Source organism: Streptomyces sp. NPDC096323 (assembly GCF_040302845.1).
Taxonomy (GTDB): domain Bacteria; phylum Actinomycetota; class Actinomycetes; order Streptomycetales; family Streptomycetaceae; genus Streptomyces.
The window spans coordinates 65,285-78,712 of record NZ_JBEOSI010000018.1 but is presented as its reverse complement, the minus strand read 5'-3'; the positions used below and the strand labels follow the sequence as shown (position 1 = coordinate 78,712).

12 protein-coding genes are annotated in these 13,428 nt (G+C 71.7%); 3 read left to right on the top strand and 9 right to left on the bottom strand.

The genetic code is table 11. The annotated features are described in order from the left end of the window. Positions 1-202: 202 nt before the first annotated feature. On the top strand, positions 203-1,543 hold the full coding sequence (murA, locus tag ABTX18_RS34835; protein ID WP_030922987.1) for a UDP-N-acetylglucosamine 1-carboxyvinyltransferase: 1,341 nt from the start codon (positions 203-205) through the stop codon (positions 1,541-1,543). A 126-nt stretch (positions 1,544-1,669) separates the two neighbouring features. On the opposite strand, the gene ABTX18_RS34830 is transcribed toward murA, so the two are convergent. The 6 genes from ABTX18_RS34830 to ABTX18_RS34805 all read right to left on the bottom strand — a co-directional run bounded on the left by ABTX18_RS34830 (position 1,670) and on the right by ABTX18_RS34805 (position 8,885). Beyond that, the gene (locus tag ABTX18_RS34830; RefSeq protein ID WP_003968811.1) at positions 1,670-1,951 is read right to left on the bottom strand and encodes an HU family DNA-binding protein; all 282 of its coding nucleotides are present in this window, start codon (positions 1,949-1,951) and stop codon (positions 1,670-1,672) included. A gap of 343 nt (positions 1,952-2,294) precedes the next feature. Beyond that, entirely contained in the window at positions 2,295-3,728 is a 1,434-nt protein-coding gene (locus tag ABTX18_RS34825) for an NAD-dependent malic enzyme (RefSeq protein ID WP_352126804.1), read from the bottom strand. A 427-nt stretch (positions 3,729-4,155) separates the two neighbouring features. Further along, positions 4,156-6,534, bottom strand: a complete 2,379-nt coding sequence (locus ABTX18_RS34820; RefSeq protein WP_352126803.1) for a HelD family protein — start codon at positions 6,532-6,534, stop codon at positions 4,156-4,158. Between the two features lie 175 nt (positions 6,535-6,709). Further along, complete coding sequence (locus tag ABTX18_RS34815; RefSeq protein WP_352126802.1) at positions 6,710-7,591, bottom strand: anti-sigma factor family protein; 882 nt, start codon at positions 7,589-7,591, stop codon at positions 6,710-6,712. Then, positions 7,588-8,175 (bottom strand): sigma-70 family RNA polymerase sigma factor, encoded by a 588-nt coding sequence (locus ABTX18_RS34810; RefSeq protein ID WP_352126801.1) that lies wholly within the window; start codon positions 8,173-8,175, stop codon positions 7,588-7,590. Before ABTX18_RS34810 ends, ABTX18_RS34815 begins: the two co-directional genes overlap by 4 nt. Before the next feature lie 89 nt (positions 8,176-8,264). Further along, positions 8,265-8,885 (bottom strand): CGNR zinc finger domain-containing protein, encoded by a 621-nt coding sequence (locus ABTX18_RS34805; RefSeq protein ID WP_352126800.1) that lies wholly within the window; start codon positions 8,883-8,885, stop codon positions 8,265-8,267. Positions 8,886-8,998: 113 nt separating this feature from the next. Between ABTX18_RS34805 and ABTX18_RS34800 the strand changes: the two genes are divergently transcribed. After that, positions 8,999-9,553: a GNAT family N-acetyltransferase gene (locus tag ABTX18_RS34800; RefSeq protein ID WP_352126799.1), complete on the top strand. Its 555-nt coding sequence runs from the start codon at positions 8,999-9,001 to the stop codon at positions 9,551-9,553. A gap of 18 nt (positions 9,554-9,571) precedes the next feature. On the opposite strand, the gene ABTX18_RS34795 is transcribed toward ABTX18_RS34800, so the two are convergent. After that, positions 9,572-10,138 carry a GNAT family N-acetyltransferase gene (locus tag ABTX18_RS34795; RefSeq protein WP_352126798.1) on the bottom strand — a complete coding sequence of 189 codons (567 nt, stop codon included), beginning with the start codon at positions 10,136-10,138 and terminating at the stop codon, positions 9,572-9,574. Between the two features lie 147 nt (positions 10,139-10,285). Here ABTX18_RS34795 and ABTX18_RS34790 point away from each other — a divergent pair, with 147 nt between their 5' ends. Beyond that, on the top strand, positions 10,286-10,855 hold the full coding sequence (locus ABTX18_RS34790; protein ID WP_352126797.1) for an anthrone oxygenase family protein: 570 nt from the start codon (positions 10,286-10,288) through the stop codon (positions 10,853-10,855). On the opposite strand, the gene ABTX18_RS34785 is transcribed toward ABTX18_RS34790, so the two are convergent. Continuing rightward, positions 10,804-11,946 (bottom strand): uroporphyrinogen-III synthase, encoded by a 1,143-nt coding sequence (locus ABTX18_RS34785; protein ID WP_352126796.1) that lies wholly within the window; start codon positions 11,944-11,946, stop codon positions 10,804-10,806. The two genes, ABTX18_RS34790 and ABTX18_RS34785, sit on opposite strands and share 52 nt — an antisense overlap. A 129-nt stretch (positions 11,947-12,075) precedes the next feature. Further along, positions 12,076-13,407, bottom strand: a complete 1,332-nt coding sequence (locus tag ABTX18_RS34780; RefSeq protein ID WP_352126795.1) for a nitrate/nitrite transporter — start codon at positions 13,405-13,407, stop codon at positions 12,076-12,078. Positions 13,408-13,428 lie beyond the last annotated feature (21 nt).

Genomic DNA, 13,428 nt, shown 5'->3' with positions numbered 1-13,428 from the left:
CAGCTCAGGGCGCACGGGGGCACGAGGAGCGCACGCCGGGACCGCCGATCCGGACGGTAACCCTCCGCAAGATCGGGCAAGCACAGCGTGTTGTGGCGGATTCATGACGTTCGTACACCGCCCGCGCTCTTACGGAAGGGGGGTGCCGGGCCATTACCCTTTCGGTTGGCCCCCTGCCCGACCACTCCGGAACGCGAGATTCATGACCGGCACAGACGATGTCCTGCTTGTCCACGGCGGAACCCCGCTGGAGGGCGAGATCCGCGTCCGAGGCGCCAAGAACCTGGTGCCGAAGGCTATGGTCGCCGCGCTGCTCGGCAGCGGGCCCAGCCGGCTGCGCAACGTCCCCGACATCCGCGACGTGCGGGTGGTGCGCGGGCTGCTGCAGCTGCACGGCGTGACGGTCCGTCCGGGTGACGAACCCGGGGAGCTGATCCTCGACCCCACCCATGTCGAGAGTGCGAACGTCGCCGACATCGACGCCCACGCGGGCTCCTCGCGCATCCCGATCCTCTTCTGCGGCCCGCTGCTGCACCGGCTGGGCCACGCGTTCATCCCGGGGCTCGGCGGCTGCGACATCGGCGGCCGGCCGATCGACTTCCACTTCGACGTGCTGCGCCAGTTCGGCGCGACGATCGAGAAGCGGGCGGACGGCCAGTATCTGGAGGCCCCACAGCGGCTGCGCGGCACGAAGATCCGGCTGCCGTACCCGTCGGTCGGCTCCACCGAGCAGGTGCTGCTGACGGCGGTGCTCGCCGAGGGTGTCACCGAGCTGTCCAACGCGGCCGTGGAGCCGGAGATCGAGGACCTCATCTGCGTGCTGCAGAAGATGGGCGCGATCATCTCCATGGACACCGACCGGACGATCCGGATCACGGGTGTCGACCGGCTCGACGGGTACACCCACCGGGCGATCCCGGACCGCCTGGAGGCCGCCTCCTGGGCCTCCGCGGCGCTGGCGACCGAGGGCAACATCTACGTCCGCGGTGCCCAGCAGCGCTCGATGATGACGTTTTTGAACACCTTCCGCCGGGTCGGCGGCGCCTTCGAGATCGATGACGAGGGCATCCGCTTCTGGCACCCGGGCGGCGCGCTGAACGCGATCGCGCTGGAGACGGACGTGCACCCCGGCTTCCAGACCGACTGGCAGCAGCCGCTGGTCGTGGCGCTGACGCAGGCCGCCGGTCTGTCGATCGTCCACGAGACGGTGTACGAGTCGCGGCTCGGCTTCACCTCGGCGCTCAACCAGATGGGCGCGCACATCCAGCTCTACCGCGAGTGCCTGGGCGGCAGCGACTGCCGCTTCGGCCAGCGCAACTTCCTGCACTCCGCGGTCGTGTCCGGGCCGACGAAGCTGCAGGGCGCGGATCTGGTCATCCCGGACCTGCGCGGCGGTTTCTCGTACCTGATCGCCGCCCTGGCGGCGCAGGGGACGTCCCGGGTGCACGGGATCGACCTGATCAACCGCGGTTACGAGAACTTCATGGACAAGCTGGAGAAGCTCGGCGCGAAGGTGGAGCTGCCGGGCGGTTCGCTGGTCTGAGGAGGGGTTCCCGGGGGTCCGCCCCCGGGAACGCGCCTCGCGGGCCCGCAGCGGCGTTCTGCGGCCCGCACGCCGAAGGGCGGCCACCCTGGTCGGGGTGACCGCCCTTCGGCGTGCTCAGGGGTGTTACTTACCCTTGGCGGCTTCCTTGAGCTTCGAGCCCGCGGAGACCTTCACGCTGTAGCCGGCCGGGATGTTGATCGGGTCGCCGGTCTGCGGGTTACGAGCGGTGCGAGCGGCACGGTGGGTGCGCTCGAAGGTCAGGAAACCGGGGATGGTGACCTTCTCGTCGCCCTTGGCGACGATCTCACCGACGGTCTCGGCGAGCGCGGCCAGCACGGCGTCGGCGTCCTTGCGAGTCACCTCGGCGCGGTCGGCCAGGGCGGCCACCAGCTCACTGCGGTTCATGTTGTTACTCCCGTGTTCTTCTTGCCTGTGAGGCGTGAGATCGAAGCCGATGCTGCCAGGGCCCTCGGACAGTCCCCGGACCCGGGTGGCGTTTTTCAGACCTTCGCGCCCCGTGGGGTCTCCCCCGGACGAAGTCCTTGGGAAAGCATCCTGCCCCCACCTGCGGCGGGAAAGCCAATCCGGCACCCTCCGGAGCCGGACGAAAAGCCCCACTGCCTCGTCGTGGTGACGTTCCGTCGACTCCCCTAAAGCGGTCCGCACCTGCTGCGGGGCTCGCGGGACGCGTCGCCCGCCCACCCTAAAGGGGCGTTTGGGGCGCCGCGACCCGCGACGCGCCGGGTTGTCAGACCGACGTGGGGCCGGTCACAGCCGCGCCTGCCGCCTTCGCGGCGTCACGGACGGCTCCCGCGACGGCTCCGGCGACCTTGTCGTTGAAGACCGACGGGATGATGTAGTTCGCGTTCACCTCGTCCTCGGCGACGACGCCGGCGAGGGCGCGCGCGGCGGCGAGCATCATCTCCGTGTTGACGATGCGGGACTGAGCGTCCAGCAGGCCGCGGAAGACGCCGGGGAAGACCAGGACGTTGTTGATCTGGTTGGGGAAGTCCGAGCGGCCGGTGGCCACGACCGCCGCCGTCCGGCGCGCGATCACCGGGTCGACCTCGGGGTCCGGGTTCGCAAGCGCGAACACGATCGCGTCGTCGGCCATCGCCGCGACATCGTCGCCGTCCAGGACGTTCGGGGCCGAGACGCCGATGAACACGTCGGCGCCCACGACGGCCTGCTTGAGGGTGCCGGTGACGGACTCCGGGTTGGTGTTGTCGGCGATCCAGCGCAGCGGCGAGTCGGGCTGCGCGGAGACCAGGTCCTCGCGGCCGGCGTGCACCACACCGTGGATGTCGGCGACGACCGCGTGCTTGACGCCCGCGGCGATGAGCAGCTTCAGGATGGCCGTACCGGCCGCTCCGGCACCGGACATGACGACCCGTACGTCCCCGATTCCCTTGCCCACCACGCGCAGGGCGTTGGTCAGGGAGGCCAGGACGACGATGGCGGTGCCGTGCTGGTCGTCGTGGAAGACGGGGATGTCGAGGGCCTCGCGCAGGCGGGCCTCGATCTCGAAGCAGCGCGGCGCGGAGATGTCTTCGAGGTTGATGCCCGCGAAGCCGGGGGCGATCGCCTTGACGATCTCGACGATGGCGTCGGTGTCCTGGGTGTCCAGGCAGATCGGCCAGGCGTCGATGCCGGCGAAGCGCTTGAAGAGGGCCGCCTTGCCCTCCATCACGGGGAGGGCTGCCATCGGGCCGATGTTGCCGAGGCCGAGCACCGCGGAGCCGTCCGTCACGACTGCGACGGAGTTGCGCTTGATGGTGAGGCGCCGGGCGTCCTCGGGGTTCTCGGCGATCGCCATGCAGACCCGGGCCACACCGGGGGTGTAGATCATCGAGAGGTCGTCACGGTTGCGGATGGGATGCTTCGACGCCATCTCGATCTTGCCGCCGAGGTGCATCAGGAACGTACGGTCGGAGACCTTGCCGAGGACGACGCCCTCGATGTTCCGCAGACCTTCGACGATCTCGTCCGCGTGCGAGGTGGAGGAGGCGGCGATCGTGACGTCGATCCGCAGCTTCTCGTGGCCGGAAGCGGTCACGTCGAGGCCGGTGACCGAGCCACCGGAGGACTCGACGGCCGTGGTGAGCTGGGAGACCGCTGTGCCGCTCGCGGGCACCTCCAGCCTGACCGTCATCGAGTACGAGACGCTGGGCGCCGTTGCCATGGCCGAGTCCTTCGCTTTCCCTAGCTTCATTGCTATGCGTGGCCGGAAGTCCTTCTCCGGACACGCCTGACCGATATTCGCACCTACCGACGGGTAGCCGGTAATGACTGCCACGCTTCGGAAAGTTTTTTCCACCATACGAGATATGGGGCCGGGGGCGGAACCCCCAACGGCCCCGTAACCCCGTCGGCCCACCCCGTAAACAAAAACAGACCCGCGCCACCGGAGGGTGACACGGGTCTGTCTTCTTCAGTTGACGGCACCGACCCGCCATGCTCGCCTCGCGGCAAGTGGTCGCTCGTAGCGACGAAGGTTGGGCCCGGGGGCTTGGATCGAGCCGGTGCCGTACACCAGGCTAACAAAGACCCCGGAGAAGTGATTCCCTCAGCGCGGGTTAACCGGAAAAAGGCTCCCCGGCCGTGGCCCGTCAGTCCCTGAGCAGGTCCGGCACCCCGTCCTCGTCCGGCAGGTCCCGCTCACCCGAGACGACCGTGAGCTGCTGGGTCGCCCGGGTCAGCGCCACGTACAGCACCCGCAGCCCCGCCGGGGACTCGTCCGCGATCTCCGCGGGCGAGACGACCACCGTGGCGTCGTACTCCAGGCCCTTCGCCTCCAGGCTGCCCAGCGCCACCACCCGCTCGCCGAGCTCCGCCAGCCACCCGCGGGCCTGCGCCCGCCGGTTCATCGCGACGACGACGCCGACCGTGCCGTCCACCTCGCCGAGCAGCCGCCGGGCCTCCTCGCGCACGGTGCCGGCCAGATCGCCGTCACGCACGGTCTCGAAGCGCGGCCTCACACCCGTGGAGCGGACCGCCGCCGGGGATTCCATGCCCGGCATGGCGAGCGCCAGGACCTTCGCGGCGAGCTCGGCGATCTCCGCCGGGTTGCGGTAATTGACGGTGAGCGTGAAATTCCGCCGCGGGCGGCTGCCCAGCGCCTCGTCACGGGCCGCCGAGGCCTCGTCCGGATCGGACCAGGAGGACTGCGCCGGGTCGCCGACGATCGTCCAGGTGGCGTGCCGGCCGCGGCGGCCGACCATCCGCCACTGCATGGGCGTGAGGTCCTGTGCCTCGTCGACGATCACATGCGCGTACTCCGTGCGCTCCGCCGCGAGCCGCTCGGCCCGCTCCCACTGGGTCTCCTCGCGCTGCGGCATCAGCTCCTCCAGCCCGGTGAGCTGGTCCAGCGGATCGAACTCGCGCTTGCGCTTGGGCCGGTTCGGGGTGCCGAGGAGCGTCTGGAGCTCGTCGAGGATCGCCACGTCGTGGACGGAGAGCGGTCCCCGGCCCTGCGCGTCCAGCCGCTTCAGGGAGCGCGCGAGCCGGCGCACCTCGCCCTGGTTGAGCGTGCGGCGCGCCCAGCGGGCCAGGCGCTTCTCGTCGGCCATGGCGGCGAGCACCCCGCGCGGGGTGAGCTCGGGCCACCAGGCGTTCAGGAACTCGATGAACGGCGTCTCGGTCGAGACGTCCTCGTCGAACGACGACCGCATTTCGGCCGCGAGCTGCTGATCGGTGTAGCGGCCCCGGCCCGAGGACCTGCTCCACAGGGCGTCGAGCAGCAGCTTGCGGGCGCGCGGACGCAGCAGGTTGACCGGTGCGGTGCCGCTGAGCACGTTGTTGCGGATGCGCCGGAGCTCGTCCTCCTGCAGCTCGACCCGGGCGCCGAAGGCCACCACCCGGAGCCGGGTGGGCGGGCCGGCCTGCGCGGGAACCTCGCTCTCCTCCCCGAACGCCAGCTGGCCCTCTTGGCCGGCCGGGCGGGCCGGGGGCTGCTCCAGCGCCCCGCGGGCCGCCTTGCGCAGCACGTGGAGCATCCGGGAGGAGCCCTTGATCCGGGCGACGGCGGGCTCGTCGTAGGTGGTGGCGCCCTCGGTGCCGGCCGCCTCGTCGGACAGCGAGCCGACCGCACGGATGGCGACCTGGCCCTCCTCGCCGAGCGAGGGCAGCACGCCTTCGGTGTACGCGACCAGCAGGGGCGTCGGCGAGACGACGAGGATGCCGCCCGCGTAGCGCCGCCGGTCCTGGTAGAGCAGGTACGCGGCCCGGTGCAGGGCGACCGCGGTCTTGCCGGTGCCGGGGCCGCCGGAGACCTCGGTGACCGAGGCCGCGGGGGCCCTGATCACCAGGTCCTGCTCGGCCTGGATGGAGGAGACGATGTCCCGCATGGTGTGGCTGCGGGCCTGCCCGAGGGCCGCCATCAGCGCGCCGTCCCCGATGACGGGGAGCGTGTCTCCGTTCAGGCGCGCGGTCAGCTCGGGGCGCATCAGGTCGTCCTCGACCCCGAGGACCCGGCGGCCCTTGGAGCGGATGACCCGGCGGCGTACGACCCGGCCCGGTTCCTTCGGCGTCGAGCGGTAGAACGGTGCGGCGGCCGGGGCGCGCCAGTCGATGACCAGCGGCGCGTAGTCGGAGTCGAGGACCCCGATCCGGCCGATGTGCAGCGTCTCGGCGATATCGGCGGTGCTGTCCTCCCGTACGGCGTCGTCGGCCGGTTCGACGGAGGTGAACGCGCCGTCGGGGCCGCGCTCACCGTCCTTGCCGAGCAGCAGGTCGATCCTTCCGAAGAGGAAGTCCTCGAACTCGCTGTTGAGCCGGTTGAGGTGGATTCCGGCACGGAACACCTGGGCGTCCCGTTCCGCGAGCGCTCCGGGTGTACCCACCTGGCCGCGCTTGACGGCGTCGTTCATAAGAAATTCCGCCTCGTGGATCTTCTCTTCGAGGCGGTGGTAAACACGGTCGAGATGTTCCTGCTCGACACTGATTTCCCGGTCCCGCAACGAATCGACAGCGGCATCCTGCGCGGCCACCGAGGCCCCCTTCTGACGTGCATTGAGCAGCCGTCCAGCGTATGCGAAGGGGGGCCGTCGCGCACCTGCCGCGAGCATCGATCTTGCGTGCCGGGATATCGATTGCGTTTCGGCGCTCCGGAAAGTGGCCCGAGGAGCCGCTCGGCAGGCGGCCCGCCGGGGGCCCGGGCGGGCCTCAGACGCGGACGCTCACCAGCCGTTCGCCGTCGAACGTACGGACCTCGAAGTGGTCGATGTCGGCGCGGTCCATGGCGGCTCCGCCGTGGACGTACAGCGGGTATCTGGCGGTGGGGTGGGTGGAGTCCGCGATGCCGTAGCCCCATTTCGGGACGGACCAGGAGGTGACGACCTCCTCCTCGCCGGTCTTCGAGACGGCCACCAGCCGGCACTTCTGCGGGCCCTTGACGTTCTTCAGCTCCAGCACCGCGTGCGTGCCCCAGGCCTTCGGCTCCATGCCGACCGTGGCGTCGACCGCGGTGACGGGGTCGGTCGCCCGCGCCTTCTCCTTCATGTGGTGGAAGAAGGCGTCCTCGGCGGGGCTGGTGGGGTGCGGATCGGCCGCCTCGACGCTGCTCGTGCCGCCGCCGGTGGCCATCACCGCGACGACCGGGCCGCCGATGATCAGCGCCGCTGCCGCCGCGACCAGATACCTCCCGCGCCGGGTGCGCCGGGCCCGCCCCGCCGCGACCTCGTCGACCAAGGAGCCGAGTACCCGGGGCGCGGGCGGTGTCGGCACGTGCGGGACCGGGCGGGCGCCGGGCACGGTGGCCGGGGACTCCGCGAGCATGGCGAGCATCGGCTCCAGGCCGGCGAACTCGTCGAGGTGGGCGGCGCAGCGGGCGCAGCCGGCCAGGTGCGCCTCGAACGCGGCGGCCTCGGCGCCGTCCAGGATGCCGAGGACGTAGGCGCCCGCCGCATCGTGCCCGGCCTCGTCCAGGGGACCGCCGGAGGGGCCGCCGGGGGGCGCGAAGGGGCCGGAGGGGCCGCCAGGAGGCGCGAAGGGGCCGGAGGGTCCGGCCGGCCGGGGCCCGAAGGGCTCCCAATCCTGGTCGCTCATGCCGTGATCCCCCTCTCTTCGAGTGCGAGCTTCATCGAACGCAGTGCGTAGAAGACCCGGGACCGCACCGTGCCGCTGGGTATCCCGAGCACCTCGGCCGCCTCGTTGACCGTACGGCCCTTGAAGTAGGTCTCGACCAATGCTTCCCGGTGGGCCGGGGTCAAATCGTCGAGCGCGTCGGAGAGCGTCATCAGCCACAGCGCCTTGTCGATCTCGTCCTCCGCGGGAATGACCTCCAGTGGCGACGGGTCGACCTCGTGCGGCCGGGCCTGCCGGCTGCGGTGGCCATCGATGACGATGCGCCGGGCGACCGTCACCAGCCAGGGCCGGACGGAACCGGTGGCCCTGTTGAGCGAACCGGCGTTCTTCCAGGCACGGATGAGTGTTTCCTGCACCACGTCCTCGGCGCGCTGTCGGTCGCCGGCGACGAGGCGGAGTACGTACGCGAGCAGAGGACCGGCATGTTCGCGGTAGAGCGCCCGCATCAGCTCCTCGTCCGGGACGGCGGAGGGTGACGGGGGCGGCGCACTGCGATGCCGGGCCCTGTGCGGACGGTCATCGGCCACGGCCGCATCCTTGCGCACCCGAACCTCCCGGTCGAGACCCTGTAGAGCTCCTTGGTCATCGAATACGGGGATGCTGGGCGATCCATTCAACGCGCGCTCAAGATCTTTTACGGATACGAGCTCCCCGGAGGTTCCGGGGAGGCGCCGGCCGGGTGGCGGCGCCGGTGCCGGGCGACCCGTTCGCGGTTGCCGCAGACCTCGCTGGAGCACCAGCGGCGGCGCCGGCCGCGTGAGGTGTCCAGGTAGACGCGGCGGCAGTGGTCGCCCTCGCAGCGGCGCAGCCCGGCCAGGGCGACCGGATCGGTGAGGAGTTCCACGGCGTCCCGGGCCACGGCGGCCAGCAGCGCGGTGCAGCCGGGCTCGGTGCTCAGGCCGCGTACGAGCGCCCCGTTCCCGGCGCGCACGGCACACAGGCCGGGTGGTGCGCCGGCGGCGAGCGCGTTGACGCGCTCCAGGGCGCCGTCCGCCGGCCGCCCGCCGAGCTGCGCGGTCAGCAGCCGGTCCAGAGCGGTCCTCAGCTGCCGGAACCGCAGGAGCCAGTGGTCGTCCACGACGCCCAGCGGCGTGCCCGGGGGCACGACCCCGGCGGCCACCAGCCAGTCGGCGAGCCCCTCGGGCCGGTCCAGCGGGTCGGCGGTGCCCGGGCCGCCGGCCCCCGTCGCGACCAGGTCCAGGCAGAGCCGCCCGGAGTCGAACCGCCAGTCGTACGAGCCCCCACGTGTCGCCATGCGCATGCCACCGCCTCGGGTCCGGTCGCCGTCCCCACCAGAGTGCCCGGCGCGGCACCGGGCCGTAACCCCTGACGCGCGGGCCGAGCCAACTCGCCTCGTACGATCGGCCGATGAACAGCCAGCCGCGTGCCCCCCTCCTCATGTCCGGTTCCGTGAGACTCCGCCCCTGGCGTCGGGGCGACCTCCCCAGCCTGCTCGACGCCTATCGCGACCCGGCGATCCAGGCGGGATCGCGCGCGCCGGTGGCGGACGAGGAGGCGGCGGAGCGCTGGCTGCGGGACCAGCAGGAGGGCCGGGCGTCCGGGCTGCGGCACAGCTTCGCCGTCGTGGACACGGCGCTCGGCGAGCGGCCGGTCGGCAACGTCGTGCTCGTGCGCTCCGCGCCGGGCTCACAGGCCGCCGAGGTCGGCTACTGGACGGCGGCGCCCGCCCGCGGCCGCGGCATCGCGCCGCGGGCCCTCGCAGCGCTGACGGGCTGGGCGTTCACTGCGTTCGCCGGGGACGGACTCGTCACGCTGGAACTGCTGCACCAGGTGGACAACGCGGCGTCGTGCCGGGTGGCGGAGAAGGCCGGGTACGGCTTCGTGGACGTGCTGCCCGCGAGCCCCCCGTGGCCGCTCGACGGTCACCGCCACGCGCGCCGGGCGGCCGGGCACGGCGGCTGACCCGGTCCCGGGGCGTCCTCAGGCCCCGGTCACCGGTCCGTCGTGCAACAGGCGCTGGAAGAGCCGGTGGTCGCGCCACTCGCCGTCGATGTGGAGGTAGCCCGGGGCCATGCCGATCTGCTCGAAGCCGCACTTGGCGAGCACCCGCTGGGACGCCTCGTTGTACGGCAGCGTGCAGGCCTCGATCCGGTGCAGCCGGAGCTCGTCCCTGGCCAGTTCACAGATCCGCCGCACCGTGGCGGTGGCCAGTCCGCGCCCCGCGAAGTCGACGTCGACCCAGTAGCCGAGGGCTGCGCTGCGGAACGGCCCGAGCACCATGCTGTTGAGGGTGAACGCGCCGATCGCCCGGTCGTCCCCGTCGCAGAGCACCCAGGGCATCGCGTGCCCCGTGTCCCGGTCCGCCAGCGCGCCCGCCAGCCGCTCGCGCTGCCCCTCCTCGGTGTAGAACGAGTCGGACCGCTCGGGTTCCCAGGGCTTCATGTACGTACGGCTGCGGGTCAGCGACGCGGCGAGAGCGCCCGCGTCGGCCAGGACCACGGGACGGAGCCGTATCTCCGCGTCGATGCGGTGTGCTTCCTCGGTCATCCCGGCACCGTATCCCGGCGCGGCAAGGCGCACCGAGGCATTCGCGCGAAGCCCCGGCCCACCACGGCCCGCTCCGTTGGACGCACGCGAAGGCGGCTGCGCGCCTGAGCCATGGAGCGGGCCGGGCGGTGCCACTTGACTGGGCGCATGACAAACAACGAGCCCGACCGGCCGAACTCCGTCCTCCACCACCTGGTCCTCGGTGGAGCCGCCGTCACCACCGGCCTGATGGCGGGCGCCTTCTACGTCTTCTCGTGCGCGGTCATGCCGGCGCTCGGCCGCAGCGACGACCGGACGTTCATCGAGGTGATGCGGAACATCAACGACGTCATCGAGAACCCGGTCTTCTTCGCCGGATTCTTCGGCGCGCTGCTCCTCACCGCGGCCGCCGCCTGGCAGCAGCGCCACTCCCCCGGCCCGCGCCGGTGGATCCTGGCCGCGCTCGCCGTGTACGCCCTCGCCTTCCTGCTCACCTCGGGCGTCAACGTCCCGCTGAACAACGCGCTCGCGGACGCCGGAGATCCCGCACGGATCGCCGACCCCGCCGCGGTGCGGGACAGGTTCGAGGACGCCTGGGTCGCCTGGAACGCCGTCCGGGCGGTCCTGTGCACGGCCGCGCTCGCCCTGCTGCTGCGGGCGTCGTTCCACGGGGGACGACGGCGCCCTCAGGCGTCGGCGTACTTGGCGTCGGACGCCGGGTCCAGGGCCAGCCGGTAGCCGCGTTTGACGACGGTCTGGATCAGCCGGGGCACCCCGAGCGCGGTACGCAGCCGGGCCATCGCCGTCTCCACCGCGTGCTCGTCCGTACCGCTGCCGGGCAGGGCGCGCAGCAGGTCGGCGCGGGCCACCACCCAGCCGGGCCTGCGGGCCAGGGTGTGCAGGAGGGCCATGCCTGCGGGCGGCACCGCGCGCAGTTCGTCGTCGACCAGGACGGCGTGGCCGCGGATCTCGACCCGGTGCCCGGCGACCGGCAGGGTCCGGGCCCGGGCCGGCAGTTCGCGGCAGATCAGCTGGACGAGGGGGCCGAGCCGGAAGCGTTCCGGCTGGGCGGTGTCGATGCCGCGGTCCTGGAGCGGGAGTGCGGTGACCGGTCCGACGCAGGCGGAGAGGACCTCGCCCTGCAGGGCGTCCAGCAGCTCGCTCAGCAGCCCGCGTTCCTCGGCCCGGCGCAGCAGGGAGACCGCTGCCGGGGCGCTGGTGAAGGTGAGCGCGTCCAGGCCGCGGGCGACCGTGATGTCGATGAGCCGGTCGAGGGGGGCGATGTCCTCGGGCGGCATCCAGCGGTAGACGGGGACGCCGATGACCTCGCCGCCGGCCGCGCGGAGCGCCTCCACGAAGCCGGGGAGGGGTTCGCCGTGCAGCTGGAGGGCGATGCGGCGGCCCTCGACTCCCTCCTCCAGGAGCCGTTCCAGCACCTCCGCCATGGATTCGGACGCCGGTGACCAGGTCTCGGTCAGCCCGGCGGCGCGGACGGCGCCCTTGACCTTGGGCCCGCGGGCCAGCAGTTCGACGCCACGCAGGGTGTCGAGCAGCTGTTCCCCGATGCCCCAGCCGTCGGCGGCCTCGATCCAGCCGCGGAAGCCGATCGCCGTGGTCGCGAGGACCACGTCGGGGACGATGTCGATGAGTTCCTTGGTGGCGGCGAGCAGTTCGCTGTCGTCGGCGAGCGGCACGATCCGCAGGGCGGGCGCGTGCACCACGGTGGCGCCCCGCCGCCGCAGCAGGGTGGAGAGTTCGTCCGCCCGGCGTGCGGCGGTGACACCGACCGTGAAGCCCGCGAGGGGCCCGTGCTGTTCGTCGTCGTGCATATGGTCTACCCGGCTCTCGTCCCGCTGCTGCTCAATGATGCGGAGGTCCGAGCCTGCCAACGAAGCGTGACAGGCTCGGTTCACCCGTATTTCCCTCCCGTTACGTCACCCGACATCCGGAGGTGATCGTCACACCTCGGCGTAGTTGAGCTGGGGCTTCGCCGGGACTTCCGCGGTGCGGCGAAGGTATACCGCCCAGGTGAGCGCGAAGCACACCCCGTAGAAGGCGAGGAAGGACCAGAAGGCCGCCGTTCCGGTGCCGGAGGTCTGGAAGGACTGCCGGAAGGCGAGGTTGATCGCGAGCCCGCCGAGCGCCCCGACCGCGCCGATGAGTCCCATCGCCGCCCCGGACAGCCGCCGGCCCTGGGCCGCCGCCTCCTCGCCGCGCAGCCCCTGGGCGATCGCCTTGGCGTGGAAGATGCCCGGGATCATCTTGAACGTCGATCCGTTGCCGAGCCCGGTGAGGACGAACAGGGCGGTGAAGCCGATGAGGAACACGGTGAGCGATTCGATGCCGGAGGCGTAGACGACGACACCGGTCGCCGCGGCCATGGCCGCGTAGTTCGCCAGCGTGATGCGGGCGCCGCCGTACCGGTCGGCCAGCCAGCCGCCGACGGGCCTGATGAGCGAGCCCAGCAGCGGGCCGATGAAGGTGAGCGAGGCGGCCTGCAGCGGGGTCCGGCCGAACTGGGTCTGCAGGACGAGCCCGAAGGCGAAGCTGTAGCCGATGAAGGAGCCGAAGGTGCCGATGTAGAGCACCGCCATGATCCAGGTGTGCGGGTCGCGTGCGGCGTCCTGCGCGGCTCCGGTGTCGTTCTGCACGGGTGCCAGGTTGTCCATGAAGCGCGCCGCGCACAGCCCGGCGACGACGATCAGCGGGATGTACACGCCGAGGACGATCCGCGGGTGCATGGCGCCCGCGGTCCCGATCACCAGCAGGCCGATGAGCTGCACGACCGGCACCCCGATGTTGCCGCCGCCCGCGTTCAGCCCGAGCGCCCAGCCCTTCTTGCGCAGCGGGAAGAACGCGTTGATGTTCGTCATCGAGGAGGCGAAGTTGCCGCCGCCGATGCCGGTCAGCGCGGCCACGGCCACGAAGGTCGGGTACGAGGTCCCCGGCTCCATCACGAGGAAGGCGGCGACCGTCGGCACCAGCAGCGTGAACGCGCTGAACACCGTCCAGTTCCGGCCGCCGAACCGGGCGACGGCGAAGGTGTACGGAATCCTCACGAGGGCCCCGACGAGGGTGGCGGTGGAGATCAGGAAGAACTTCCCGGCCGGATCCACCCCGTACTCCGGCCCCATGAACAGGACCATCACCGACCACAGGGTCCAGATCGAGAAACCGATGTGCTCGGAGAGTACGGAGAACCACAGGTTCCGGCGGGCGATGCGCTCGCCCTTCTCCCGCCAGAACGTCTCGTCCTCGGGTTCCCAGTGCTCGATCCAACGGCCAGCCATCACGCGCCTCCACGGGGGGTC

Excerpts from the sequence above, each read along its gene's own strand:
- murA (WP_030922987.1), top strand. The coding sequence starts at position 203 with ATGACCGGCACAGACGATGTCCTGCTTGTCCACGGCGGAACCCCGCTG.
- ABTX18_RS34830 (WP_003968811.1), bottom strand. The coding sequence starts at position 1,951 with ATGAACCGCAGTGAGCTGGTGGCCGCCCTGGCCGACCGCGCCGAGGTG.
- ABTX18_RS34825 (WP_352126804.1), bottom strand. The coding sequence starts at position 3,728 with ATGGCAACGGCGCCCAGCGTCTCGTACTCGATGACGGTCAGGCTGGAG.
- ABTX18_RS34815 (WP_352126802.1), bottom strand. The coding sequence starts at position 7,591 with ATGAGCGACCAGGATTGGGAGCCCTTCGGGCCCCGGCCGGCCGGACCC.
- ABTX18_RS34805 (WP_352126800.1), bottom strand. The coding sequence starts at position 8,885 with ATGGCGACACGTGGGGGCTCGTACGACTGGCGGTTCGACTCCGGGCGG.
- ABTX18_RS34800 (WP_352126799.1), top strand. The coding sequence starts at position 8,999 with ATGAACAGCCAGCCGCGTGCCCCCCTCCTCATGTCCGGTTCCGTGAGA.
- ABTX18_RS34795 (WP_352126798.1), bottom strand. The coding sequence starts at position 10,138 with ATGACCGAGGAAGCACACCGCATCGACGCGGAGATACGGCTCCGTCCC.
- ABTX18_RS34790 (WP_352126797.1), top strand. The coding sequence starts at position 10,286 with ATGACAAACAACGAGCCCGACCGGCCGAACTCCGTCCTCCACCACCTG.
- ABTX18_RS34785 (WP_352126796.1), bottom strand. The coding sequence starts at position 11,946 with ATGCACGACGACGAACAGCACGGGCCCCTCGCGGGCTTCACGGTCGGT.
- ABTX18_RS34780 (WP_352126795.1), bottom strand. The coding sequence starts at position 13,407 with ATGGCTGGCCGTTGGATCGAGCACTGGGAACCCGAGGACGAGACGTTC.